This is a genomic window from Brevundimonas sp. M20 (assembly GCF_006547065.1).
Lineage (GTDB): Bacteria > Pseudomonadota > Alphaproteobacteria > Caulobacterales > Caulobacteraceae > Brevundimonas.
In genome coordinates, this window is sequence record NZ_CP041243.1 from 1721953 (window position 1) to 1745879 (window position 23927).

A 23927-nucleotide genomic window follows, 5' to 3' on the forward strand; every position below is an offset into this window, starting at 1 on the left:
CAGCGGAAACTGCGCTGAAAGACGCGCGAAAGCGTGATACACACGCATTGGCTGTATGGGGGTTGCATTGCAGGATCTGGTCGGGCCCGCTCTGGGGACGCTCGCCCTCGTGGCGATCGGCGGCTACCTGCTGGGCTCCATTCCGTTCGGCGTGGTCCTGACCCGCGCGGCGGGTGCGGGCGATGTCCGCAACATCGGCTCGGGCAACATCGGCGCGACAAACGTGCTGCGCACCGGCCGCAAGGATCTGGCGCTGGCCACCCTGCTGCTGGACGCCGGCAAGGGCGCCGCGGCCCTGCTGATCGCGCGCACCCTGTTCGGCAATGAGGTCGCGGGCGCCGTCGCCGGCGGCGCGGCCTTCCTGGGCCACCTGTTCCCGGTCTGGCTCGGCTTCAAGGGCGGCAAGGGCGTGGCGACCTTCTTCGGCCTTCTGCTGGCCGCCGCCTGGCCGCTGGGCCTGCTGGCGGGCGTGACCTGGCTTCTGATGGCGGCCCTGTTCCGCATCTCGTCGCTGTCGGCGCTGGTCGCCTCCGCGGCGGCGCCGGTCTACGCCATCCTGCCACTCGCGGCGCTGGGGCTGCCGGCGCCGGGAGCCATCCTGATCCTGGCGATCTTCACCGCCGTGCTGATCTGGATCCGACACGCGGACAACATCGGCCGCCTGCTCAAGGGGGTCGAACCCAGGATCGGCGCGAGGAAGGCGTGACCCTGTCGCGGGCAGAGCGTTTCGCCCGCCTGCGGCTCGCCCGCACAGACCGCATCGGTCCCGTCGCCTTCCGCCAGCTTCTGGATCGTTTCCAGAGCGCCGAGCGGGCCGTCGAGGCCCTGCCTGACCTCATCCGCAAGAGCGGCGCGGGCCATGCCCTGCCCGCCCTCGACCGCATCGAGGACGAGATCGCCGCCGGCGACCGGATCGGCGCGCGGCTGATCGTGCTGGGCGACGAGGACTATCCCCACATGCTGGCGGCGGTCGATCCGCCTCCGCCGGTGCTGTGGACGCGCGGCGATGCGAGCCTGATGCAGCGGCCCTGCGTCGCCATTGTCGGGGCGCGGATCGCCTCGGCGGGCGGACAGAGGATCGCGCGCGGTCTGGCGCAGCAACTGGGCGAGGCGGGGCATGTGGTGGTGTCCGGTCTGGCGCGCGGCATCGACGGCGCGGCGCACACCGGCGCCCTGCCCACCGGCACGGTCGCGGTTCTGGGCGGCGGGGTGGACGACGTCTATCCGCCCGACAACGCCGGGCTCTACGACCAGATCGCGGAACAGGGCTGTATCGTCTCGGAAAGCCCCGTGGGCCATCGTGCGCAGGCGAAGGACTTTCCCCGCCGCAACCGCATCATCTCGGGCCTGTCGCGCGGGGTGGTCGTGGTGGAAGCCGAGATAAAGTCCGGCTCACTGATCACGGCCCGGCTTGCCAATGAACAGGGCCGTGACGTGTTCGCCGTGCCCGGCTCGCCGCTGGACCCGCGCGCCAAGGGGCCGAACGAGCTGCTGCGGCAGGGCGCGATCCTGTGCGAGGGGCTTGACGACATCGAGCGGGAGTTCGGGCGGATGCGATCCGTGCGCGAACCGCCCGCCGACAATCCGTTCGAGGGCGCCCCCGATGCGGTGGATGAGGCCCTGATCGAGCGGGTCGCCGCCCTGCTCTCGCCGACGCCGACGCCCCGCGACGAACTGGCGCGCGCGGCGGGTGCGCCGATCAGCGCCGTCGCCGCGGCCCTGCTGGAGCTCAATCTCTCCGGTCGCGCGACCCTTCTCCCGGGCGGAATGGCCTCTCTTTGACTCCCTTTGCTCGCCTCACGATTGACAGCGAGGCTTGAGCCAACCACGTTCCCGCCCCTTCGAAAGGCGCCTCCCCTAATGAATCTCGTCGTTGTCGAAAGCCCTGCGAAGGCCAAGACCATCAATAAGTACCTCGGCCCGGACTACACGGTCCTGGCCTCCTACGGTCACGTCCGCGACCTGCCGTCGAAGGACGGATCGGTTCTGCCGGACGAAGACTTCGCCATGACCTGGGAGGTGGACGCCAAGGCGTCCAAGCGGCTGAGCGAAATCGCCGAGATCGCCAGGAAGTCCGACCGCGTCATCCTCGCGACCGACCCGGATCGTGAAGGGGAAGCGATCAGCTGGCACCTGCTTGAGGTGCTGCAGAAGAAGAAGGCGCTGAAGGACACGACCGTCCAGCGCGTCACCTTCAACGCCATCACCAAGTCCGCCGTTCTGGAGGCCATGGCCGCGCCCCGCGACGTGGATATGGAGCTGGTCGAAGCCTATCTGGCCCGTCGGGCGCTGGACTATCTGGTGGGCTTCACCCTGTCGCCCGTGCTGTGGCGCAAGCTGCCGGGCGCGCGCTCGGCCGGTCGGGTGCAGTCGGTCGCCCTGCGCATCGTCGTTGATCGCGAGATGGAGATCGAGAAGTTCAAGGCGCAGGAATACTGGTCCGTAGAGGCCGATCTGGCCGCCGACAGCCCGCCGTTCACCGCCCGTCTGGTCAAGCACGCCGGCAAGCGGGTGCAGCGTCTGGACATCATCTCGGAAGCCATGGCGACCGCCGCGCGCGACGCCATCAACGCCGGGGTGTTCACGATCAACTCGGTCGAGAAGAAGCCGGTGCGGCGTTTGCCCAGCCCGCCCTTCATGACCTCGACCCTGCAACAGGAAGCCTCGCGCAAGCTGGGCTTCACCGCCCAGCGCACCATGCAGGCGGCGCAGAAACTGTATGAGGGCGTGGACGATCAGGGTGGCCTGATCACCTATATGCGGACCGACGGCCTGTACGTCAGCCCCGAAGGGATCGCCCAGGCGCGCGAGGTTATCGCGGCCCGTTACGGTCCGGCCTACGTTCCGGAACAACCGAAGTATTACAAGACGAAAGCCAAGAACGCTCAGGAAGCGCACGAAGCCATTCGTCCGACCAACATGGCCCGCGCGCCCGAGACCCTGCGTCTCGAAAGCGACCTGCAACGCCTGTACGAACTGATCTGGAAGCGCACCATCGCCAGCCAGATGGAGTCCGCCAAGCTGGACCGCACCACGGTCGAGATCGAGGAGCCGAGCGGCCAGACCGCCCTGCGCGCCACCGGTCAGGTCGTGACCTTCGACGGCTTCATGGCCGTTTATGAAGAAGGCCGGGACGAGAAGCAGAAAACCGGCGAGGACGACGAGGACGACACCACCCGCCTGCCGGCGCTGAAGGAAGGATCGACCGCCAAGGTCGAGGCCATCCGCACCGAGCAGCACTTCACCGAGCCGCCCCCGCGCTATTCGGAAGCGACCCTGGTCAAGAAGCTGGAAGAACTGGGCATCGGTCGTCCGTCGACCTATGCCTCGATCCTGACCACCCTGCGCGACCGCGAATATGTCCGCGTCGACAAGAACCGCTTCTATCCCGAGGACAAGGGGCGGCTGGTCACGGCCTTCCTGGAGCAATTCTTCCGCAAGTGGGTGGAGTACGACTTCACCGCCGCGCTGGAGACCCGTCTGGATGAGGTGTCGGCGGGCGAGCTGAACTGGAAGGTGCTGCTGCGCGACTTCTGGACCGACTTCCACGCCGCCACCAGCGCCGCGGGCGAGCTGCGGACCACGGCCATTCTGGACGCGCTGAACGAGTCGCTCGGGCCGCACATCTTCCCGATGAAGGAAGACGGTTCCGATCCGCGCGAATGCCCCCTGTGCCATCAGGGCCAGCTCAGCCTGAAGACCAGCCGCTTCGGCGCCTTCGTCGGCTGCTCGCGCTATCCGGACTGCAAATACACCCGCCCGGTCGCCGCGCCCGACGCGGACGGCGGCGGCGCGGACGGCGGGGATCGCACCCTCGGCAACGACCCGGTGACGGGTCAGCCGGTCGAGCTGAAGATCGGTCGCTTCGGTCCCTATGTTGAGACCATGCCGCTGGACGCGGACAAGCCCAAACGCTCGTCCCTGCCCAAGGGCTGGAGCCCGGCGTCTCTGGATCTGGATCAGGCCCTGCGCCTGCTGGCCCTGCCGCGCGAGGTGGGCGTCCATCCCGAAGACGGCAAGATGATCACCGCCGGTCTGGGCCGCTACGGACCCTTCGTGCTTCACGCGGGGACTTACGCCAATGTCTCTGACATCGAAGAAGTTTTCGAGGTCGGCATCAACCGCGCCGTGGCCCTGCTGGCCGAGAAGCGCGCCGGTCGTCCGGGCCGGGGCGCGGCCACCGCGCCGCTGAAGGAACTGGGCGAGCACCCCGAGGACAAGGCCCCCGTGCAGGTCATGGCCGGTCGCTTCGGCCCCTATGTGAAGTGGGGCAAGGTCAACGCCACCCTGCCGAAGGGCACGGCGCCGGAGGACATGACGCTGGAGGCGGCGATCCCGCTGCTGGCCGAACGCGCGGCCAAGGCTCCGGCGGCGAAGAAGAAGGCGGCTCCGAAGAAGGCCGCCGCGCCGAAGAAGGCTGCGGCCAGGAAGCCTGCCGCCAGGAAGGCTCCGGCGAAGAAGAAGGCGGCGGAGGGGTAATCCTCCGCCCGACCTACCGCTTCAGCAGATGATCCCGCGCGGCGTTGACCCGCGCGGCCAGCCCTTCGGTGCCGCCGTGATCGGGGTGGGCGCGCGCCATGACGCGCTTCCAGGCGGTATTGATCTCGGCCTTTGAGGCGTCAGCGGACACGCCCAGAATCGCGCGCGCCTCGCCGTCGCTCATGCCCTGGGCGCGCGGCGCGGTCTGGCGCAGACGCGAGGCCACGGTCAGCCAGAGCCCCGCCGCCGTCAGACCGCCGCCCAGAACCCATGAACCCTTGCTGAGCGCCAGCACGCCGCCGGCGATCATGACGGCGCTGAACAGGGTGGCGGTGACGCGCCAGTGGCCGCGCCCTGCCCGCTCGCCCTGGCGGCCGAGACGGATCAGGGCCCAGACGGCGATGGCGGCCAGAACCAGCCAGAGCGGACTCAAGCGGCGGCGTCGAGCGGATTGTCGAGCGAGCCGCCCTCGAGGCCCAGGGACTGCATCAGATTACGCAGTTCCTGACGGGCCGCGACGTGGGCCAGAGACACGGCGACGGGCCGCACGTCCGTGGACAGGTCCGCGACGGTCAGCCCAAAGGGGAACAGCTCGCGATAGATGACCCGGTCACGCAAGCCCGGCCCCATACGGAAGCCGACGCGTCGGGCCAGCTTCTCCATCCGCTCTTCCAGACGGCGGCGGTTCCGCGCCTCGGCCACGGCCAGACGGTTGGTGACCACGATCCAGTCGATGGTGGCGTTGCGGCCCTGGGTGATCGCGCGGTGCTTGCGGGCCTCCCAGACGCTTTCGGAGTAGATCGACGGCTTGAGCAGGTCGAGCGTCACCGGATCGACCTGCCCCAGCAGGTCGAAGTCGACGAAGCTGTCGTTCATCGGGGTGACGATCTGGTCGGCCAGACCGTGGGCCGTGCGCGACAGGACGGTATCGCCGCCCGGGGTGTCGATCAGGATGACGTCGGCGGTCGCGCGCGCCTCGGTGAAGGCGGCCTCGAAGCGGGCCAGCTGCTCGGCCTCCCCGGCCTTGGCCAGCGCCTTGCCGTCGCCCATGTCGGGCTCGCTCGGCATGGGAAGGCTGTGGCCGTTGCCGGCGGTCCAGGCGGCGCGATTGGCGAAGAAGCGGCTCATCGAGCGCTGGCGCAGGTCCAGGTCGATGATCGCGACACGCTTTCCGGCGTGCAGCAGGCCGGTGGCGATGTGGATGGCTAGGGTCGACTTGCCCGCCCCGCCCTTTTCGTTGCCGACGACGATGACCGTGGGGTCAGCCATGGAGTTCAATCCCGAAGCGGCCGCCGACTCAGGCGGGCCCGTAGTCAGGCAGAATTGGCCTACGGGCGCCGCCCGTCAACGAACGGGAAGATCAGGGCTGTGGATGCGCCGGTCAGGCCGTCCGGCGGCACCAGGGATCATCAATCCCGGCGGCTGCGCACAGGGCGGCGGCGCCGGCGGCCGGAGCACGGACTTTCAGACGCACCAGATTGCGTCCATTGACCGAGACGGCCTCGAATGTCGGGGAAAGGCCGTCCAGCGCCCAGCCGGCGCCGCCGTCCTTCAGACGGACCCAGGCGGCGCGGGCGGACTGTTCGCTGGAGAAGGCGCCCAGTTGCACCAGACCGCCACGGGCACGGGCAGGCTCGGCGACGGGGCGCGGCGCGTGCGGGGCTGCGGCGCGCTCCGGACGGGGCTGGCGCAGCGCGGGCCGGTTCACCGCATCCTGTACGTGGGCGCGGGCCTGATCGACGACGGCTTCGACCACCACGGGCCCGGCTTCGCCCATGGCGCCGTAGCGGGCGTCCCACAGCTCCACATCCTCCATGACCTCGACGGTCAGGGCGCGACGAAGAGTGCTCTCGGCGGGGCGCTTCTGCGCGGGGGCGGGCGCCTCCTTGCGCGTGGCCTCGCCGTTCAACGGTACCGACGCCAGATGCTGGGCGAGGTTCTCGAAACGGTTGGGATCGCTGTCGACCATGCCGCAGGCGCTGACGCCCGCGGTCAGGAACAAGGCCAGCACTGGACGGATCAGGAGGCTCGGCGTCATAAGCCACACCTTACCCGGCAGGTTTTGCCGCACGGTTCACAGACACGACTAACGTGCAAGGTTAATACGTTCACCATGCCAGACGCCCTTCCCCTGCCCGCCGTCCGCACCATCGCCGACCTGCGCGAGACCGTAAGCGGCTGGAAGCGTCAGGGGTTCACCGTCGGATTCGTTCCGACCATGGGGGCGTTGCATGACGGCCACCTGTCGCTGGTGCGCGAGGCGAAGCGAAGGGCGGACAAGGTGGTGACCAGCGTCTTCGTCAACCCCACCCAATTCGCCCCGACCGAGGATCTGGACGCCTATCCGCGACAGGAAGCCCGAGACGCCGAACTGCTGGCCGGAGAGGGATGCGACCTGCTGTATGCGCCTGCGGTGGCCGAGATGTATCCGGGCGGCGCGACCACCACGATCAGCGTCGGTGCGCCCGCCGAGGGACTGGAAGGCGCCTTCCGGCCGCAGATGTTCGGCGGCGTCGCGCTGGTGGTGTCCAAGCTGCTGCATCAGGTGCAGCCCGATCTGGCCGTTTTCGGCGAGAAGGACTGGCAGCAGCTGATGGTGGTGCGCCGGATGGTCCGTGATCTCGACATGCCGGTGGAGATCGTCGGCCTGCCGACCGCCCGCGACGGCCACGGCCTGGCCCTGTCCAGCCGCAACGCCTACCTGTCCGAAGCCGAACTGGAGATCGCCCGCAAGCTGAACGGGGTGCTGGCCGAGGCCGGGGTCAGGGCGCGGGACGGTTCTGTCGCAGAGGCTGAACACTGGGCCGAGGGCGCGCTGACGGCCGCGGGCTTCGACAGCGTCGACTACGTCGCCATCCGCCGGGCTGACGACCTGTCGGAGATCGACGGCGTCCTGGACGGTCCCGCCCGCATCCTCGCGGCGGCGAAGATCGGGCGGACGCGTCTGATCGACAATATGGCGGTTTGAAGAGAGGGATTGGGGACCAGGGATTAGGGATCAGGTGGATCGCGGGTCGTCCCGGCCAACCAATCCCCAATCCCTATTCAGCCCAGCGCCCCCACACAGCCTTCCGCGCCGCCGACGCTGACCTTGGCGTCGGTCAGGGACAGGGTCCAGCCGTGGTGGGTGGCGAGGCCCTGACGGCGGATGCCGCCGCCGTCGCCCGCATCACCGCCGACATCGACGATCACGCGACGGCCGTTCGGCAGGGCGGCGGGGTCGATCTTGCCGACAGCCAGGGCGGTCGGGATGGCGCCGCCGCCGAAGCCGTCGAAGACGCTTAGGCCGGTCCACTCCCGACGCAGGCCGGTCCACCAGGCGTCCTCGGTGTTGATGGCCAGAACGGCGACGCCGTGGCCTTCAGCGGCCCACTTCAGCGCGGCCTGCGGATCACGGACGGCGCGCATGTCGGCGGCGGCGCCGAAGCGCAGGCGGGCGCCGTCGAAGGCGCGGGTCGGCTCGATCGGCGACCAGACCTGCACCTGCATCCGACCCTGACGAGCCAGCCCCCAGCCGACGATCTGGCGCCACAGGCTTTCAACGGCCTCGCGGTTGTCGGGATCGGCCTTGGCGACCAGACGGTCCAGAACCATTTTCTCGCGGTCGGGGCGCAGTTTGACGTGGGGACCGGCGGGCGCGTCCTTCGCCTTGCCGACGCGGGCGGCGATGGCGAGGCGGCGCTCGAATAGCGCCAGCAGCTCGTCGTCGAGCAGGTCGATCTCATGGCGCAAGGCGGCCAGAGCCATGTGTTCGGGAGACAGGTCGGCGGGATCGGTCATCGAGGACGGCCAGACCTGTTGCAGGGAAGCGGATTGGGGCACGGGGAGAAGACTTTCGATTTCAGTACGGCATGAAGCTTTTGCGAGCCGCCGTCCCTAGCGGGACGGTCGCCGGCGAGGCCGTCAGGACGCAGCGCCTGACGCCTCAGCCGGCGTATCGAAAGCCGTAGAAATACAGGTCCGCGGCCGCGTTGAAGCGGGCGAAAGAGGTCGCAGCGATTGCTTGCGAGAGGACCATGAGGGTCAAAAGCCGCAACAATCGTGCGCGGTCAAGCGATTCCGGCGCTGAGCAGGACGAAACGCGTGCGGTTGTCGCTGGAATCCTGAATGTCGTTGCGCAGAATCGACAGGTCATAGACCTCAGCGGCGCGGGCGGGCGCGACGGCGGCGCGGGTCGGATCGCCCGCCTCGGCCACGGCGCGGGCGGCCCCGGCCGTGTCGAACGCCTCCACGGGGGTGACGCCCAGCGACGCCAGCGAAGCCGGACACTGACGAAGGGCGACCGGATGGCTCTCGGCGGTCTTGACCGTGCGCAGGCTCGCGCCGTGGGGCGCCATCAGGGCCAGACGGATCGGACGCCAGGCCTCGGACACCACGGTCAGGTCCGACTGCTCGATCAGTGTAGCGGCGGGTTCGACCCGACCGATGGTCGAGTTCTCGACCGGGATCAGGGCCGCGCCGATCTGACCGGCCTTCAGCGCGTCCAGCACCTCGGCGAAGGTCTCATAGGCCACAGCCTCATCCCACGGGCGCAGGTCGAGGCAGGCTTCATGGCTGAAGGCGCCGGGCGCGCCCTGATAGCCGCAGCGACCGGGGACGGTGTCGGCTTCCGGGCGTCCGACGTTCTGCATCGAAGTCAGGCGGCTTTCGACCGCGACTGCCGCCCGGCCTTGAGCCTTTCAGCGACGAGGAAGGCCAGCTCCAGCGCCTGATCCGCGTTCAGACGCGGATCGCAGTGGGTGTGGTAGCGGCTGGACAGGTCGTCCTCGGTCAGGGCCTGCGCCCCGCCCAGACATTCCGTCACGTTCTGGCCGGTCATCTCCAGGTGCACCCCGCCGGGGTGAACGCCCTCGGCCTCGGCCACATCGATGAAGGTGCGGACCTCGGTCATGATCCGCTCGAACGGGCGTGTCTTGTAGCCGTTGCCGGCTTTCAGCGTGTTGCCGTGCATCGGGTCGATCGACCAGATCACGCGCTTGCCCGCCGCCTTCACCGCGCTCATCAGCGCAGGCAGACGGTCGCCGACCTTGTCCGAGCCGAACCGGCCGATCAGGGTCAGGCGGCCCGGCGTGTTGTCCGGGTTCAGCGCGTCGATCAGCGGCAGCAGATCGTCCGGCGTCATGGTCGGCCCGCACTTCACCCCGATGGGGTTGCGGATACCGCGCATGAACTCGACGTGGGCGCCGTCCAGCTGACGGGTGCGCTCGCCGATCCACAGCATGTGGGCCGAGGTGTCGAACCATTCGCCCGAACCGCCGTCCAGCCGCGTCAGGGCGCTCTCGACGTTCAGCAGCAGGGCCTCGTGCGAGGTGAAGACCTCGACGCGGCTCAGGTCCGGATGGGTCTCGGGCGTGACGCCAACGGCCTCCATGAAGGCCAGGGCTTCGGTGATCTTGTCGGCCAGCTCGCGGTACTGGGCGCCGGCGGCGTTGTCGCCCGCGAAGCCCAGGGTCCAGCGATGGATGTTGTACAGGTCGGCATAGCCGCCGCCCGCGAAGGCCCGCAGCAGGTTCAGCGTCGAGGCCGACTGGTTGTAGGCCTTCAGCAGACGCTGGGGATCGGGAACCCGCTCCTCCGGCGTGAAGCCCATGCCGTTGATGATGTCGCCGCGGTAGCTGGGCAGCTCGACGCCGTCGATCTGCTCCACGCCCGACGAGCGGGGCTTGGCGAACTGGCCGGCGATGCGGCCGACCTTCACCACGGGCTTGCGGCCCGCGAAGGTCAGGACCACGGCCATCTGAAGGATCAGACGGAAGGTGTCGCGGATGTTGTCGGTCGAGAACTCCTTGAAGCTTTCGGCGCAATCGCCGCCCTGCAGCAGGAAGGCGTTGCCCGCCTCGACCTCGGCCAGCTTGGACGTCAGACGCCGCGCCTCACCCGCGAACACGAGCGGGGGCATGGCCCGCAGTTCATCCTCGACACGGCGCAATTCGGCCATGTCGGGATAGTCCGTCGGCATCTGCACGACGGGCTTTTGTCTCCAGCTCTCGGGTGTCCAGCGCGTACTCATCCGGACAAGATAGGCCGATGATCCCTCCGGGACAACGCGGCGTGTTGGCTGAAATGATCCGTGTGACACGGAAAGCGCGGGGGATGTGAAGTGATTAGTGGCTAGTGATTGGTGGATCGCGGCGTCACGTGCGGATGTCGTCCTGGAACAGGCCGGTCCGCGGCCACCCACCAATCACTAGCCACTAATCACTTTCAGGCGCCCACGTCCGGTTCTCACCCCGCCGACATGTTCCCCGGCGACTGCTTCTCGCGCAGGGTGACCAGTTCCTCCGCCATGGTGGGGTGGACGGCGCAGGTGGCGTCCCACTGGGCCTTGGTCAGGCCGCCCTTCACCGCGATGGCGGCCAGTTGGATCATCTCGGGCGCCTCGGGGCCGACGATGTGGACGCCGACGACCTTCTGGCTTTCGGCGTCGACCACCAGCTTCATCAGCACCCGTTCGTCCGAGCCGGTGAAGGCGTATTTCATCGGGCGGAAGCGGGTCAGATAGACATCCACCTCGCCGGGACAGGAGTGACGCGCCTCGTTCTCTGTCAGGCCGACCACGCCCACGGGCGGCTGGCTGAACACGGCGGTGGCGACGGCCTCGTAATCAAAAGCCTGCGGATGGTCCTTGAACACCGTCTGATGGAAGGCGACCGCCTCGCGGATGGCGACCGGGGTCAGGTTCATCCGGTCGGTCACGTCGCCGATGGCCCAGATGTTGTCGACGTTGGTCTTCGACCAGGTGTCGACCTTGATCGCCCCCTGCTCCGTCAGCTCGACACCCGCCTTCTCAAGCCCGAGGCCCTTCACGTAGGGGACGCGGCCGGTGGCGAACATGACCACGTCGGTCTCGATGGTCATGCCGTTCTCAAGCCGGTTCACCAGCCCGGTTTCGGTCTTCTCGATGGCCTTGTGCTGGCACCCCAGAATGACCTTGATGCCGCGCTTCTCGATCTCGCCGGCCAGATGGGCGCGCACGTCGTCATCGAAACCGCGCAGGATGTTGGGACCGCGATAGATCAGGGTCGTCTCGACGCCCAGACCGGCGAAGATGCCCGCGAACTCGACCGCGATATAGCCGCCGCCCGCGATGAGGATGCGCTTGGGCAGCTCCGGCAGGTGGAAGGCCTGTTCGGAGGTGATGGCGTGCTCGATACCCGGCAGGTCTTCGGGCACCCACGGGCGGCCGCCGGTGGCGATCAGGATCTTGTCGGCGGTGATCTCGCGATCGACGCTGCCGTCCTTCTTCAGGATCTGGACCGTGTGCGTGTCCTTGAACACCGCGCGGCCGTGAACCAGATCGACGCCCGCCTTGCCCAAGTTGGCGGCGTAGATGCCCGACAGGCGGGCGATCTCGACATCCTTGGCCTCAAGGAAGGTCGGCCAGTCGAATTTCGCATTGTCGAAGGACCAGCCATAGCCCTCGGCGATGTGCAGGCTGTGGCTGACCTCGGAAGCCATGACCATGAACTTCTTGGGCACACAGCCCTGGATCACGCAGGTGCCGCCGACGCGATACTCCTCCGCAATGGCGACCCGCTTGCCGCCCAGCGAGGTCAGCCGCGCCGCGCGCACACCGCCCGAGCCGGCGCCGATGACGAAGAGGTCGTAGTCGTAGTCGGCCATGTCAGGCTCCGTTATCCGAGCGGAATAAGTGGGATTACGGCAGCAGCACCTCAACCCCGTCGTCCGTGCCGATGATGGCTTCGTCGGCGAGGTCGAGGAACAGGCCGTGCTCGACCACGCCGGTGATCAGCTTCAGATCGTCGGCGAGGCGGACGGGATCGTGGATCGCGCCGCATTTGGCGTCATAGATCAGGTTGCCGCCGTCGGTGCGGACCAGACCGCGCTCGGCCATGCGGGCGCGGGCGGGCAGTTCGATCTCGTGGTCGAGCAGGACGTCGGCGATGCGGTTGCCGGTCGTCTTGTGGCCGAAGGCGACGACCTCGATCGGCAGCGGGAACTGGCCCAGCACCGGCACCACCTTGGCCTTGTCGGCGATGCAGATGCAGCGGGTCGAGGCTTCCCACACCAGCTTCTCGCGCAGCAGGGCGGCACCGCCGCCCTTGATCAGGGCCAGACCGGGCCCGACCTCATCGGCGCCGTCAACGGTCAGGTCGATGCGCGGCGTGTCCTCCAGCGTCGACAGCGTCAGGCCCAGTTCACGCGCCAGCTCGGCGGTGGCTTCCGAGGTCGGGACGCAGCGCAGCCCCTCCAGCTTGCGCGCCGCCAGCGCCTTGACGAACCACGCCGCCGTCGAGCCGGTGCCGAGGCCGACCACCATCCCGGCCTCGACGCGGAGGGCGGCGGCTTCGCCGGCGTGCTTCTTCTGAAGGTCGGACATGGGCGGCTCGCTTGACGGTGCGCGCGGATTCGCGGCTAGCTGGCCGGGCTTTATCGGGGGATGGGCGAATGGGGAAGCAGAACCGCGCAATCCGGTCAGCCATACGGTCAGGAGCCGTGCTTGCGATCGCGACGCTGGGCCTCGGTCTCTCTGGCTGCGAGACGGTTTTCGTCCAGCCACCAGAGTCCCCGACGACGGTCCGCGTGGACTATCCACGCGACCCCGAACTGGGACGGTTCGGCACAGGGCAGATCGTATCCTGGGCCAACGGGCCTGACTGCGCTGAGGTTCTGCGCATCTCTTCCTATGACCCGATGACGCTCGGCGCGAAGGCCTTCCGCCTGACGGCCGGTCAGCGTGTTCACCTTCTGGCCGAGATCTTCCCCGTCGGCCCCGGCGGTCTCTACACCAACACCCAGTGCGTGAACCTGATCAGCTTCACGCCCGAGGCGGGCCACAACTACACCCTGCTGCAGACCTTCCGCGACGGGCGTTGCCAGACCGCGGTCACTGATCAGACGTCCGGCGGCCCGCCTCTGACCGTCATCGAACATCCGGCCATCCCCGCCTGTATTCTCACCCCGGCAGGCTATACGCGGGTCGGATAGGCGACAGCGAGCACCGCAATCAGGGCGACTAACCCCGCGCCTTCTTCGCCCGCATCATCTCCATGAACTTCGTCGCCCAGCCGGTTCGCGCGGTCTGGGGGGCGCGGCTCAGGGCCAGGTCGCCCGGAGCTACGTCGGCCGTGATCACCGAGCCGGAGCCGACCATGGCGCCCGCGCCGATGGTGACCGGGGCGACCAGAGAGCTGTTCGAGCCGACGAAGGCCCCCTCGCCCACCACGGTGCGGTGTTTGAAGAAGCCGTCGTAGTTGCAGAAGATGGTCCCGGCGCCGATGTTGGCTTTCACCCCGACCTCACCGTCGCCGAGATACGCCAGATGGTTGGCCTTGGCGCCGGCGGCCATCGAGACGTTCTTCACCTCGACGAAATTGCCGACCTTCACGCCCTCAGCCAGTTTCGCGCCCGGACGCAGGCGGGCGTAGGGGCCGACCTCGGCGCCGCCGGCGACCGTCGCGCCCTCGATGTGGCTAAAGCTGCGGATGCGGGCGCCGCCCGCGATCTTCGCCCCGGGGCCGAAGACGACATAGGGCTCGATGGTGGCGCCGCCGCCGACCTCGGTGTCCCACGAGAAATGGACGGTCTCGGGCGCGGGCATGGTGACGCCCGCCGCCATGAAGGTCTCGCGCTGGACCTTCTGGAACAGGGCCTCGGCGACGGCCAGTTCGGCCTGCGCGTTGACGCCCATGACCGAGTCCTCCGCCGCCATGACGGCGCGGGTCGGGGCGCCGCGCTTGCGGGCCAGCTCGACCACGTCGGTCAGATAGTATTCGCCCTTGGCGTTGTCGTTCTTCACCTCGGCCAACAGTTCGAACAGCAGGCCGACCGGCGCGGCCATGACGCCCGAGTTGCAGGTCGTGATGGCCAGAACCTCGGCCGAGGCCTCCTTGGCCTCGGTGATGGCGGTCAGGGTCTCGCCGTCCATGACCAGACGGCCGTAGGCGCCCGGATCGCGGGCCTCGAAACCGATGATGCGAATCCCCTCGCTCTCGCCGAAGACCGGCTCGATGTCCGAGGCGCGCAGCAGGGGCACGTCGCCATAGGTGATGACCACCTGTCCCTTGAAGTCGCCCAGCACGGCCTCGGCGGCGCGCACGGCGTGGCCGGTGCCGGACGGCGGGTCCTGAACAGCGATGGCGTCCTCGCCCAGACGCTTGACCACATGGGCGCGCACTTCCGGCGAATGCGAGCCGACCACCACCACGATCCGCTCGCAGCCCAGCGCCTCGGCGGCGTCGATGGCGTGATCCAGCATGGCGCGACCGCCGACCGGGTGCAGCACCTTGGGCAGCGGCGACTTCATGCGCGTCCCCTGCCCGGCGGCGAGGATGATGGCGGCGCGGCTTTCGGTCTGGGTGGTCATGAATCGGTCCGGTCGATAGTCAGGCCCAAGGTTTAGACCATCCGAACCGGCGACGGGAGACAGGGCCATGACAACGCGCGACCTCGAAGGCTGGACCGTCGCCTTTGATCTGGACGGGACGCTGGTGGAGACCCACGAGGATTTGGTCGGCACCCTGAACCGCATGCTGGTGAAGCACGGCCTGCCCGAGGCGCCGATGGAAAGCGCGTCAGAGCTGATCGGCGGCGGCGCGCGAGCCCTGCTGCAGCACGGGTTCGAGCGGGCGGGCGCGAGCTGGAACGAGGCCCACGCCCCGGCCCTGTTCGAGGCGTTTCTGGCGGACTACGTCGAACACATCGCCGACCATTCCAAGCCGTTTCCGGGTGTCGTTGAGACGCTGGAGCGGCTGGCGGCGCGCGGCGCCGTCCTGTGCGTGGCGACGAACAAGCGGACGGACCTGTCTGAAATCCTTCTGGAAAAGCTCGACCTGACCCGGCATTTCGCGGCCATCGTCGGGCCGGACAAGGTCAGCGCCCGCAAGCCGTCGGGCGCGCATCTGATCGAGGCGGTGCGCATGGCCGGCGGCGATCCGGCGCGGGCGATCATGGTCGGGGATGCGGCCCCGGACACGGGCGCGGCGCGCGACGCGGGCCTGCCCTGCATCGTCTGCACCTTCGGCTACAGCCCGATCCCGCCCGCCGAACTGGGCGGCACGGTGCTGATCGACCGATTCGATGAAATCGAAACTGCTCTTGCCGCCGTGACCCACAATCCGGCTAGTTGATCGCGACCGCATCTATGATGAGATCGTAGAACTCATCCGGAGACATGATCTGCAGAAGCTGCTGCAACCGGTCACCGACGTCTTCGTCGCCCGATCTGTCAGCCAGCCACCGCTCCACACCGCGCTGCACAGCCCTGACGAAAAGATCCACGGCGACATAGACGACGCCGTTGACGGCATCGCTGCCGGCGCTTCCGATCCGCTCGCTAATGAAGCGAACTCGCTTCGCCGGTTTGCTGCCAGACGGTCTGTCTTGGCCCGAATGCAAAAACGCGCACCTCAGAGCCCAGGCATCAACTCCCGAGATAAGCCCCGGATCAGCCGGGTCTGAAAACAACTCGTTGAAGTACGCGCCTGGGTAAGCATCCCACCACGCTATATAGCGCTGCTGGCTCTTCCCATTCCCGGGCTGGTCTATGGAGCCGCAAATATCCGGAAGCGTCAGCCCGAGTGCGATAGCCGCGTAGTTGTTTCCATCGTTCTCGGCCTCAAGCATAGCCGACACAAACGCCGTTAAACGCTCGCCTGACATGACTTCAACCCGCCGACTTGGCGGCGTCAAATGCCTGACGCGCGCTCTCGATACGATCAAGGTTCTTTTCGGCCCACAGCCAGACCCCGCAGAAGGCCTCCGACAGGGTGAAGCCCAGATCAGTCAGCCGGTATTCCACGCGCGGCGGGATCACAGGGTGAACCGTCCGGATCAGCAGGCCGTCGCGTTCCATCTGACGCAGGGTCTGGGTCAACATCTTCTGGCTGATGCCGCCGCTCAGCTCGCCGATGCGCGTGAAGCGCAGCTCGCCATGCTCGGTCAGCACCTCCAGCACGATCATCGTCCACTTGTCCGCGACCCGGCCGATCACGTCGTTGACCAGCGCCTCCACCCGCGGATCGAGCGGCGGATGGTCGGGACGACTGTGGGCCGGAGCACCTTGGGCGGGCATGACTTTCCTTTCGGTAAGTATAGCACGTTCAGGTGCCTACTTTCTGATGGAGAGTATCAGGTATAGATCATCGCCCATCGGACTTCCAGACCAAGGAGCACTCCCATGGACACCCGCAACGACACCATCCTGATCACCGGCGGCGGCTCGGGCATCGGCAAGGCCCTGGCCGAGGCCCTGCATGCTCGGGGCGCCAGGGTCATCATCGCCGGTCGCCGTCGTGACGCGCTCGAGGCCGTCGCCGCCGCCAATCCCGGCATGGCGGTCGAGACGCTGGACGTCGCGGACGCCGCCGACGTGACCGCCTTCGCCCACCGGGTCATCGCCGCCCACCCCGACCTCAACGTCGTGATCAACAACGCCGGGATCATGCAGGCCGAGGATCTGACCGCCGACGCCATCGACCTCGACGTCGTCGAACAGACCATCGCCATCAACCTGCTGGGGCCGATCCGGCTGACCGCCGCCCTGCTCCCCCACCTGAAGTCGAAGCCGAGGGCGACGGTCGTGACCGTGTCGTCGGGTCTGGCTTTCGTGCCGCTCACGGCCACCCCCACCTATTCGGCGACCAAGGCGGCCATACATTCGTGGAGCCAGTCTCTGCGGACCCAACTGAAGGGCACCTCCGTCGAGGTGCTGGAATGGGCGCCGCCCGCCGTGGCCACCGACCTGATGCCCGGCCACGCCGCCAACCCGAATTCCATGCCGCTGGCCGATTTCACCGCCGAAAGCCTGTCGCTGTTCGAGGCCGGCGGGGTGGACGAGATTCTGGTCGAGCGGGTGAAGTTCCTGCGCGGCGCCGAGGCCCGGGGCGACTACGCCAGGGTCTATTCCATCCTCAACGACGGCACGCACTGATCGCCTGAAACGCCGGATCGCAGCCGCGACGGTTGCGGTTCGGCGCGGCGGCGCACATCTTCGTCGGCCCTGCCCTCCCCAAGGCTGATCCCATGCTCCGTCGCCTCTTCGCCATCCCGCTCTGGCAGCGCACCGCCGCGGGCTTCGCGCTCGGCATTCTCGCGGGTCTGCTGTTGCGGGAGCATGCGGAGACCTGGCTGGGACCGATCGGCGACGTCTATCTGAACCTGATCCGCATGGTGGTGGCGCCGCTGGTGCTGTTCACCATCGCCAGTTCCATCGCCAAGCTGGGCGAGGGCGTGGGCGCGGCCCGTCTGGCGATGCGGACCGTGGTGTGGTTCGCCATCACCTCCCTGCTGGCCGTGCTGGTCGGCTTCGCGGTCGCCCACATCATCAACCCCGGCCTGGGCCTGAGCGACCTGCCGCTGGGCACGGTGCGCGAGCGGGAAATCCCGACGCCGCTGGAGGTGCTCATCGGCATCGTCCCCACCAACCCCTTCGCCGCCCTGAGCGAAGGCAAGGTGCTGCAGATCATCTTCTTCTCGGCGCTGGTCGGCGCGGCGCTGGTGGCGCTGGGCGACCGGGCGCAGGGCGTGCGGCGGCTGGTCGATGAAGGCGCCGCCGTCGTCTTCCGCATCACCCGCTGGGTGATCCAGCTGACCCCCATCGGCGTGTTCGGCCTTATCGCATCGGTCGTCGGCGGCTACGGCTGGGAGGCGCTGCTGCCGCTCGGCAAGTTCATCATCGCCATCTATGTGGCCTGCGCCTTCCACATTCTGGTGGTCTATTCCGGCCTGCTGAAGCTGCACGGGTTGAAGGTGCGCAGCTTCTTCCGCGGCGCCTTCGCGGCCATGCAGACGGCCTTCGCCACCTCCTCCTCGCTGGGCACGCTGCCGGTCACCCTGCGCCAAACCGTCGAGCGCCTCGGCGTGCCGCAGGCCTATGCGGCCTTCGCGGTTCCGCTGGGCGCCAGTGTGAAGATGGACGGCTGCGGCGCCATCTATCCGGCCATCGCGGCCATCTTCATCGCCCAGTATTTCAGGATCGACCTCAGCCTGACCCAGTATGTGCTGATCGGCCTGACCGCTGTTCTGGGCTCGCTGGGCACGGCGGGCGTGCCCGGCACCTCCATCGTCATGCTGACGCTGACCCTGGCCACCGCCGGCCTGCCGCTGGATGGAATCGGCTACATCGTCGCCATCGACCGGATCATCGACATGATGCGCACCATGACCAACGTCACCGGCCAGATGCTGGTCCCCGTGCTGGTCGCGAAGGAGGAGAACATCCTCAACGAGGATGTCTATGACGGCCGCGTGGCCTGGCTGCCGGGCGATCCCGACGCGGAATCTCCCGAGACGGTGAAGGCTTCCGGAATCTGACGCTTGCACCATCGGGGAGGTCGGGCTATGTCCCCCGCCTCCCCGGACGGCGCACGGCCTTCGGGGCCCGAAAGATGGATGTGTAGCTCAGCGGGAGAGCACCTCGTTCACACCGAGGGGGTCACAGGTTCAATCCCTGTCACATCCACCATTTCTCCTCACATCATGAACCGACACGACCGGCGGGCGCAGGATCACCGCGCGCGCGGCCCCGCCCGGACGGTCCCCGTCCATCGACGCCGTTCAGAATTCGGCAGAACCCTGCTAGCGGGGCCGCGCTTCCGCCTTTATTGCAGCGCACAAGCCCCGCCCTTCGCCCGCCGGAAAGGCTGGCGTGCGCCGCGTTGGCGCCCTACGGACCCTGCCCATGCCCTTCCCAGCCAGCCATCCCGCGCTTGACCGCGCGCTTTCCGAACGCGGCTATGCCGAGCCCACCGCCGTCCAGGCCGCGGTTCTGGAAGCCGAACAGGGCCGTGACCTGCTGGTTTCGGCCCAGACCGGTTCCGGCAAGACCGTCGCCTTCGGCCTCGCCCTCGCCTCGACCCTGCTGGGCGACGCCGAGCGATTCGCCGACAACGGCGCCCCCGCCGCGCTGATCATCGCCCCGACCCGCGAATTGGCCCTGCAGGTGTCGAAAGAGCTGGAATGGCTCTACGCCAACACCGGCGCCCGCATCGCCACCTGCGTGGGCGGCATGGACCCCCGCGCCGAGCGCCGGGTGCTGGACCGGGGCGCCGCCATCGTCGTCGGCACGCCCGGCCGCCTGAAGGACCACATCGAGCGCGATGCGCTGGACCTGTCCGAGCTGAAGGCCGTCGTCCTCGATGAAGCCGACGAAATGCTGGATATGGGCTTCCAGGAAGACCTGACCTTCATTCTGGATCAGGCCCCGGCCGAGCGCCGCACCCTGCTTTTCTCGGCCACCATCGCTCGCGATATCGCCGAACTGGCCAAGACCTACCAGCGCGACGCTTTCCGCATCGACACGGTCGTCAAGAACGCCTCGCACGGCGACATCGAATACAAGGCGATCCGCATCGCCCCGCACGAGATCGAGCACGGCGTCGTCAACGTCCTGCGCTATTTCGAAAGCCCCGGCGCCCTGGTGTTCGCCAACACCCGTGAGCGGGTGAAGCACCTGACCGCCAGCCTGCGCGAGCGCGGCTTCTCGGTCGTCGGCCTGTCGGGTGAACTGACCCAGTCGCTGCGTTCGGAGGCCCTTCAGGCCCTGCGCGACGGCCACGCCCGCGTCTGCGTCGCCACCGATGTCGCCGCGCGCGGTCTGGACCTGCCCGATCTGGGTCTGGTCATCCACGCCGAAATCCCGGTCAACAAGGCCACCCTGCTGCACCGTTCAGGCCGCACCGGCCGCGCGGGCAAGAAGGGCGTCTCGGTCCTGATGGTCAGCCACACGCGCCGTCGCAAGGTCGAGATGATGCTGAACTCGGCCTCGATCAAGGCTGAGTGGTCGGGCGCCCCGTCCGCCGACGAAATCCGCGCCAAGGATCACGAGCGGATGCTGACCGACCCGATCCTGATGGCCGAGGCCGACGAGGAATCGCTGGCCATGGGCAAGGAGCTGCTGGAGCGGACTTCGCCCGAGCACGTCGCCGCCGCCCTGATCCGCCTGTACCGCGAGAAGCTGCCGCCCCCGGAGGACGTGCAGGACGACGAACGCATGAGGCGCGCCCAGCAAACGGGCGTGAACGAGCGCGGCCAACGCGACGGCCCGCTGGTCGACTTCGCCCGTGGCGGCGACATGACCTGGTTCCGCGTCAACATCGGTCGCGAGAAGAACGCCGATCCGAAGTGGCTCCTGCCGCTGATCTGCCGTCTGGGCCACGTCACCAAACGCGACGTCGGCTCGATCAAAATTTTCGACCGCGAGACCAAGTTCGAGATCACCGCCGACGCCGAGGCCAAGTTCCGCGCAGCCATGACCCAGCCGAACGACGAGGGCGTGACCATTCAGGACGCCGTGGCTCCGGCCGCCGGTGAAAAGAGCCTGCGCAAATGGGACAAGCCGCAAGGCGAGCGTGGCGACAAGCCCTTCCGCAAGCCGCGCTTTGAAGGTGAAGGCTCCAGGAAGCCCTGGGCCCAGCGCGAGGATCGTCAGACCGGCGATGCGCCGAAGAAGCCTTGGAAGGCCCGCGAGGAGCGCGCCGAGGGCGACGCGCCTAAGAAGCCTTGGGCTCCTCGCACGGATCGCGCCGACGCTCCGGCGGCCGACGGCGGCGAAAAGAAGTGGGTGAAGCGCACCAAGGATGCGCCCACGCCTGAAGGCAAGAAGCCCTGGGTCGACAAGCCGAAGGGCGACAAGAAGCCCTGGCAGCCCCGCGCCGACGGCGCCGCGTCCGGCGGTGATCGCCCGTGGACCGGCAAACCCAGGCCCGGCTTCAAAAAGCCCGGCGGCAAGCCGCCCTTCAAGGGCAAGCCACGCGGCTGATCAGCCCTCGAGCGTGATCGGGGCCTTCAGCACCGCATGAAGGCCCGGTTCGCCGTCGCGGTAGTCCAGTTGACCGCTCAACTGGGTGACGAGGCTCTCGATCATCATCGAGCCGAAGCCCTGCCCGGCCTTGTGCCCGCCCTTGCCGTCGTCCTCGACCGCGAGGCGCAGGTTCCGCCCGTCCTCTGACAGTCGGATGCGGATCGGGCCGGGCTTGCCGTCATAGGCGTATTTCTGGGCATTGATGATCAGTTCGGTCAGGACCAGTCCCAGCGTCACCGCCCGCCCCGCCTCGACCGAAACCGGCGTCAGGTCATGCTCCAGCTGGGCGTTCCAGTCCGCGCCGACCGACGCGCCCAGATCCTCAATCAGCTCCGCGAAGTAGCGCTCCAGATCGACCGTGGAGCCCGTTTCGGCCCGGTACAGACGACTGTGCACCATCGAAACGGCGCGCACCCGGCGGCGGGCTTCCAGCAGCTGGGCCTGTGACGCCGGGTCCGCCTGTCGCGCCTGCAACCCTAGGAATGAGGACACCAGCGTCAGGCTGTTCTGGACCCGGTGATTGACCTCCCGGATCAGGAACTCCTGCTGCTCAAGACGCAGATCGCGCTCGCTGAGCGAGGCCTGCAGCGAGCGGTTCAGATTGCGCAGCTGGCTCACGGAGGCGAAGTCGATCAGGGCGTCGCGCACACGACCGGCGGACTCGACCTGAGCGGGGGTCCAGCGCCGCGACCGACCGCGCACCGTTTCGGACCAGGCCTCGAACGAATTGCGGGGCGTCAGGACGCCGCCGTCCCCGGTCTTTCGGGCCGTCGAGGGATCACCCGCCCAACGCACGGTTTCAACGATCTCCGCCCGGAACCAGAGCAGTGTCAGGGGGCGCTCGCCCTGCAGATGCACCGCCAGCAGGCCGCTGCCCCGCGCGGCGAAGGCGGCCGCTTCCGGACGACGCTGAGACAGGACGTGGGTGGCCACGGGGCGCAGTCCGGGCTGATCCGCCACCCACCGGGCCAGATCGCGAACCTCGGCCTCCGACGGGGTCACCCCGAACCGGTACTGGCCGTCCGGTCCGACAATGGCCAGACCGTCGGCGTCGGTCAGATCGGCCAGATCGCGGCTGTTGTCCGCCAGCGCGTCTTCCAGCGGGCGGTCCGCCGACAGATGGCCGATCAGCTCGTCCTCGAGATGGCGCAGGCGCATGCGTTCCCGATACAGCTCCGCGTCGCCCTTCGCCTTGATCTGGCGGGCCAGGCCCCGCGCCAGCGTCGTCGAGGCCATGCGCAGTTCATAGGGCAGCAGTTGGGGTCTGGCGCTGTGACAGGCCACCAGCCCCCACAACTCGCCGTCGACGATGATCGACACCGAGGCCGAGGCCCGCACCGCCATATTGGCCAGATACTGGAGATGCACCGGAGACACGCTGCGCAGGCCGCAGTCGCTCATGTCCAGCGGCCGATCCGCCGCCGGGCGCAGGGGTTCGGGCTGATAGGTCGCGTCGGGGATCACCCGGACCGGATTGCGCAGGTACAGCGCCCTCGCCTGCTTCGGAATGTCCGTCGCCGGGAAGTGGTGGTTCTGGAAGGACTCGACCTCGGACGAGCGGGACTCCGCCACCACCTGCCCCGCCTCATCGTCGAGGAAGCGATAGATCATCACCCGGTCAAAACCGGTCAGGGCCCGGAAGGCGGCGGCGGCGCTCTCGCAGACCCCACGCACGCTGGTCGCGCGCTCGAACGCCGCGCCCGCCGCGTCCAGCCGGCTGATCAGTTCGATCCCCGGCTCCGCGCCCTGCGAACTCTGCTCGATTTCGACGATCAGAACCTCGCCGTGCGGGCGGGCGATGACGTCATAGTCGAGACCGTTCGCCCCGCGCCAGCGCCCGACGAAACCGTCCGTTCCGGCCCCGGTCCGTTGCAGACGGGTCGTGATGACCTCACCCAGAAGGCCCTGAACCGCCCGGCCGATCCAGCTGTCGTGTCCCGTAATGCGCTTGATGCGGCCCGCCTCACGGGTGACCGTCAGATCAGAGCCGTCCAGCACCAGCAGCAGGCCATGAGGCTGAATGGCTTCCGGGATGTGGATCGGTTCCCGGTCGCAGGAATTGAGATCAAGCCGGTCTTCAACCCCCGCGGCGTCGGTCATGCACTCGAACTTCTATCGGGCAGGTGGAACCAGAAGTCTGAAAGCAAGATCGAACGCGTCCGTTCCGCCCTTCAGGATATCATCCTGCATCGCCCGCCCCGAAGCGCACACAGTCTCCATCAGCGTCATGAACGCGCGCCAACGTGATCCGGTTTCATCGCCCCACGGATCAAGAAACTCAAGCCCCGTCAGGGGTATGCTGTCGCGGATCATGCCCTTGCGCATGACGCGGCCGCCGAGCATCGAACCCTCGACGACATAGACCCAGCCGATGGCCTCGCCATAGGTCGGCAGGGCCGCCGCTGACCGATGCTCGGGGGGGCGCGCGCCGAGCGCGTCCAGCCCGGCCAGAATCAGCGGCGAGCGACGGTCAGGTTCGTACCCTTCCGCCCCGAACGCCGACCGCCATGGCGCGATGGCGTCTTCCACGGCCCTGTGCAGAACCAGAAACTGGCCCACCATTTCGGGACGTTCGGCCAGATTCCGTAGCCGGCGCTCGACGTCCGCCTCCGTCTCGATCGCGCTGTGAATATCGGCCGTGGCCGCGCGGAGGGACTGGACAACGGGCGACACGGGCATCCATTGT

At 68.1% G+C, this 23927-nt stretch carries 22 protein-coding genes and 1 tRNA gene; 10 read left to right on the top strand and 13 right to left on the bottom strand.

Annotated features, from left to right (window positions below):
* Positions 1-67: 67 nt before the first annotated feature.
* The 3 genes from plsY to topA all read left to right on the top strand — a co-directional run bounded on the left by plsY (position 68) and on the right by topA (position 4479).
* Positions 68-706 (top strand): glycerol-3-phosphate 1-O-acyltransferase PlsY, encoded by a 639-nt coding sequence (gene plsY / locus FKQ52_RS08215; RefSeq protein WP_240811596.1) that lies wholly within the window; start codon positions 68-70, stop codon positions 704-706.
* Positions 703-1782: a DNA-processing protein DprA gene (gene dprA / locus FKQ52_RS08220; protein WP_141626735.1), complete on the top strand. Its 1080-nt coding sequence runs from the start codon at positions 703-705 to the stop codon at positions 1780-1782. Before plsY ends, dprA begins: the two co-directional genes overlap by 4 nt.
* A gap of 78 nt (positions 1783-1860) precedes the next feature.
* Positions 1861-4479, top strand: coding sequence for a type I DNA topoisomerase (topA, locus tag FKQ52_RS08225; protein WP_141626736.1), 2619 nt, complete (start codon positions 1861-1863; stop codon positions 4477-4479).
* Between the two features lie 13 nt (positions 4480-4492).
* Here topA and FKQ52_RS08230 read toward each other — a convergent pair whose 3' ends face one another.
* The 3 genes from FKQ52_RS08230 to FKQ52_RS08240 all read right to left on the bottom strand — a co-directional run bounded on the left by FKQ52_RS08230 (position 4493) and on the right by FKQ52_RS08240 (position 6517).
* Positions 4493-4912 (bottom strand): molecular chaperone DnaJ, encoded by a 420-nt coding sequence (locus FKQ52_RS08230; RefSeq protein WP_141626737.1) that lies wholly within the window; start codon positions 4910-4912, stop codon positions 4493-4495.
* Positions 4909-5748, bottom strand: a complete 840-nt coding sequence (locus FKQ52_RS08235) for a division plane positioning ATPase MipZ (protein ID WP_141626738.1) — start codon at positions 5746-5748, stop codon at positions 4909-4911. The genes FKQ52_RS08230 and FKQ52_RS08235 overlap by 4 nt, the downstream gene beginning before the upstream one ends.
* Before the next feature lie 112 nt (positions 5749-5860).
* A complete protein-coding gene (locus FKQ52_RS08240) occupies positions 5861-6517 on the bottom strand; it encodes an SPOR domain-containing protein (protein ID WP_141626739.1) in 657 nt (218 codons plus the stop codon).
* Between the two features lie 75 nt (positions 6518-6592).
* Here FKQ52_RS08240 and panC point away from each other — a divergent pair, with 75 nt between their 5' ends.
* Positions 6593-7447: a pantoate--beta-alanine ligase gene (gene panC, locus FKQ52_RS08245; RefSeq protein WP_141626740.1), complete on the top strand. Its 855-nt coding sequence runs from the start codon at positions 6593-6595 to the stop codon at positions 7445-7447.
* A 77-nt stretch (positions 7448-7524) separates the two neighbouring features.
* Here panC and FKQ52_RS08250 read toward each other — a convergent pair whose 3' ends face one another.
* The 5 genes from FKQ52_RS08250 to rpiA form a co-directional block, all read right to left on the bottom strand.
* Positions 7525-8301 (bottom strand): chorismate mutase, encoded by a 777-nt coding sequence (locus tag FKQ52_RS08250; protein ID WP_141626741.1) that lies wholly within the window; start codon positions 8299-8301, stop codon positions 7525-7527.
* A 227-nt stretch (positions 8302-8528) separates the two neighbouring features.
* On the bottom strand, positions 8529-9110 hold the full coding sequence (locus FKQ52_RS08255; protein ID WP_141626742.1) for a prephenate dehydratase domain-containing protein: 582 nt from the start codon (positions 9108-9110) through the stop codon (positions 8529-8531).
* A 5-nt stretch (positions 9111-9115) separates the two neighbouring features.
* Positions 9116-10489, bottom strand: a complete 1374-nt coding sequence (locus tag FKQ52_RS08260; protein ID WP_141626743.1) for a class II 3-deoxy-7-phosphoheptulonate synthase — start codon at positions 10487-10489, stop codon at positions 9116-9118.
* Positions 10490-10704: 215 nt separating this feature from the next.
* Positions 10705-12102: a glutathione-disulfide reductase gene (gene gor / locus FKQ52_RS08265; protein ID WP_141626744.1), complete on the bottom strand. Its 1398-nt coding sequence runs from the start codon at positions 12100-12102 to the stop codon at positions 10705-10707.
* Between the two features lie 34 nt (positions 12103-12136).
* The gene (gene rpiA / locus FKQ52_RS08270; protein WP_141626745.1) at positions 12137-12820 is read right to left on the bottom strand and encodes a ribose-5-phosphate isomerase RpiA; all 684 of its coding nucleotides are present in this window, start codon (positions 12818-12820) and stop codon (positions 12137-12139) included.
* Between the two features lie 116 nt (positions 12821-12936).
* Here rpiA and FKQ52_RS08275 point away from each other — a divergent pair, with 116 nt between their 5' ends.
* Positions 12937-13428 (top strand): hypothetical protein, encoded by a 492-nt coding sequence (locus FKQ52_RS08275; RefSeq protein WP_141626746.1) that lies wholly within the window; start codon positions 12937-12939, stop codon positions 13426-13428.
* Between the two features lie 28 nt (positions 13429-13456).
* On the opposite strand, the gene glmU is transcribed toward FKQ52_RS08275, so the two are convergent.
* Positions 13457-14806 carry a bifunctional UDP-N-acetylglucosamine diphosphorylase/glucosamine-1-phosphate N-acetyltransferase GlmU gene (gene glmU, locus FKQ52_RS08280; RefSeq protein WP_141626747.1) on the bottom strand — a complete coding sequence of 450 codons (1350 nt, stop codon included), beginning with the start codon at positions 14804-14806 and terminating at the stop codon, positions 13457-13459.
* A gap of 67 nt (positions 14807-14873) precedes the next feature.
* On the opposite strand from glmU, the gene FKQ52_RS08285 reads away from it, so the two are divergent.
* Complete coding sequence (locus FKQ52_RS08285) at positions 14874-15569, top strand: HAD-IA family hydrolase (protein WP_141626748.1); 696 nt, start codon at positions 14874-14876, stop codon at positions 15567-15569.
* On the opposite strand, the gene FKQ52_RS08290 is transcribed toward FKQ52_RS08285, so the two are convergent.
* Complete coding sequence (locus FKQ52_RS08290) at positions 15562-16065, bottom strand: hypothetical protein (RefSeq protein ID WP_141626749.1); 504 nt, start codon at positions 16063-16065, stop codon at positions 15562-15564. The genes FKQ52_RS08285 and FKQ52_RS08290 overlap by 8 nt on opposite strands.
* A gap of 40 nt (positions 16066-16105) precedes the next feature.
* Entirely contained in the window at positions 16106-16513 is a 408-nt protein-coding gene (locus tag FKQ52_RS08295; protein WP_141626750.1) for a helix-turn-helix domain-containing protein, read from the bottom strand.
* A 105-nt stretch (positions 16514-16618) separates the two neighbouring features.
* On the opposite strand from FKQ52_RS08295, the gene FKQ52_RS08300 reads away from it, so the two are divergent.
* From FKQ52_RS08300 to FKQ52_RS08315, 4 genes are all read left to right on the top strand, one after another.
* Positions 16619-17371: an SDR family oxidoreductase gene (locus FKQ52_RS08300; RefSeq protein WP_141626751.1), complete on the top strand. Its 753-nt coding sequence runs from the start codon at positions 16619-16621 to the stop codon at positions 17369-17371.
* A gap of 92 nt (positions 17372-17463) precedes the next feature.
* Positions 17464-18753 carry a dicarboxylate/amino acid:cation symporter gene (locus FKQ52_RS08305; protein ID WP_141626752.1) on the top strand — a complete coding sequence of 430 codons (1290 nt, stop codon included), beginning with the start codon at positions 17464-17466 and terminating at the stop codon, positions 18751-18753.
* A 76-nt stretch (positions 18754-18829) separates the two neighbouring features.
* Positions 18830-18904, top strand: a tRNA-Val gene (locus FKQ52_RS08310).
* Positions 18905-19120: 216 nt separating this feature from the next.
* Positions 19121-21199 (top strand): DEAD/DEAH box helicase, encoded by a 2079-nt coding sequence (locus FKQ52_RS08315; RefSeq protein ID WP_141626753.1) that lies wholly within the window; start codon positions 19121-19123, stop codon positions 21197-21199.
* Here the strand turns inward: FKQ52_RS08315 and FKQ52_RS08320 are convergent, their stop codons facing one another.
* Both FKQ52_RS08320 and FKQ52_RS08325 read right to left on the bottom strand, forming a co-directional pair.
* Positions 21200-23341: a histidine kinase dimerization/phosphoacceptor domain -containing protein gene (locus FKQ52_RS08320; RefSeq protein WP_141626754.1), complete on the bottom strand. Its 2142-nt coding sequence runs from the start codon at positions 23339-23341 to the stop codon at positions 21200-21202.
* A gap of 12 nt (positions 23342-23353) precedes the next feature.
* On the bottom strand, positions 23354-23914 hold the full coding sequence (locus FKQ52_RS08325) for a biliverdin-producing heme oxygenase (protein ID WP_141626755.1): 561 nt from the start codon (positions 23912-23914) through the stop codon (positions 23354-23356).
* Positions 23915-23927: the final 13 nt, after the last annotated feature.

What these genes read in the sequence shown, in the direction of transcription:
- FKQ52_RS08260 (WP_141626743.1), bottom strand. Translation starts at nt 10,489, where the DNA reads ATGAGTACGCGCTGGACACCCGAGAGCTGGAGACAAAAGCCCGTCGTG.
- FKQ52_RS08305 (WP_141626752.1), top strand. Translation starts at nt 17,464, where the DNA reads ATGCTCCGTCGCCTCTTCGCCATCCCGCTCTGGCAGCGCACCGCCGCG.
- gor (WP_141626744.1), bottom strand. Translation starts at nt 12,102, where the DNA reads ATGGCCGACTACGACTACGACCTCTTCGTCATCGGCGCCGGCTCGGGC.
- FKQ52_RS08240 (WP_141626739.1), bottom strand. Translation starts at nt 6,517, where the DNA reads ATGACGCCGAGCCTCCTGATCCGTCCAGTGCTGGCCTTGTTCCTGACC.
- FKQ52_RS08255 (WP_141626742.1), bottom strand. Translation starts at nt 9,110, where the DNA reads ATGCAGAACGTCGGACGCCCGGAAGCCGACACCGTCCCCGGTCGCTGC.
- panC (WP_141626740.1), top strand. Translation starts at nt 6,593, where the DNA reads ATGCCAGACGCCCTTCCCCTGCCCGCCGTCCGCACCATCGCCGACCTG.
- topA (WP_141626736.1), top strand. Translation starts at nt 1,861, where the DNA reads ATGAATCTCGTCGTTGTCGAAAGCCCTGCGAAGGCCAAGACCATCAAT.
- glmU (WP_141626747.1), bottom strand. Translation starts at nt 14,806, where the DNA reads ATGACCACCCAGACCGAAAGCCGCGCCGCCATCATCCTCGCCGCCGGG.
- rpiA (WP_141626745.1), bottom strand. Translation starts at nt 12,820, where the DNA reads ATGTCCGACCTTCAGAAGAAGCACGCCGGCGAAGCCGCCGCCCTCCGC.
- FKQ52_RS08290 (WP_141626749.1), bottom strand. Translation starts at nt 16,065, where the DNA reads ATGCTTGAGGCCGAGAACGATGGAAACAACTACGCGGCTATCGCACTC.
- FKQ52_RS08320 (WP_141626754.1), bottom strand. Translation starts at nt 23,341, where the DNA reads ATGACCGACGCCGCGGGGGTTGAAGACCGGCTTGATCTCAATTCCTGC.
- FKQ52_RS08235 (WP_141626738.1), bottom strand. Translation starts at nt 5,748, where the DNA reads ATGGCTGACCCCACGGTCATCGTCGTCGGCAACGAAAAGGGCGGGGCG.
- FKQ52_RS08285 (WP_141626748.1), top strand. Translation starts at nt 14,874, where the DNA reads ATGACAACGCGCGACCTCGAAGGCTGGACCGTCGCCTTTGATCTGGAC.
- FKQ52_RS08300 (WP_141626751.1), top strand. Translation starts at nt 16,619, where the DNA reads ATGGACACCCGCAACGACACCATCCTGATCACCGGCGGCGGCTCGGGC.
- FKQ52_RS08295 (WP_141626750.1), bottom strand. Translation starts at nt 16,513, where the DNA reads ATGCCCGCCCAAGGTGCTCCGGCCCACAGTCGTCCCGACCATCCGCCG.
- FKQ52_RS08315 (WP_141626753.1), top strand. Translation starts at nt 19,121, where the DNA reads ATGCCCTTCCCAGCCAGCCATCCCGCGCTTGACCGCGCGCTTTCCGAA.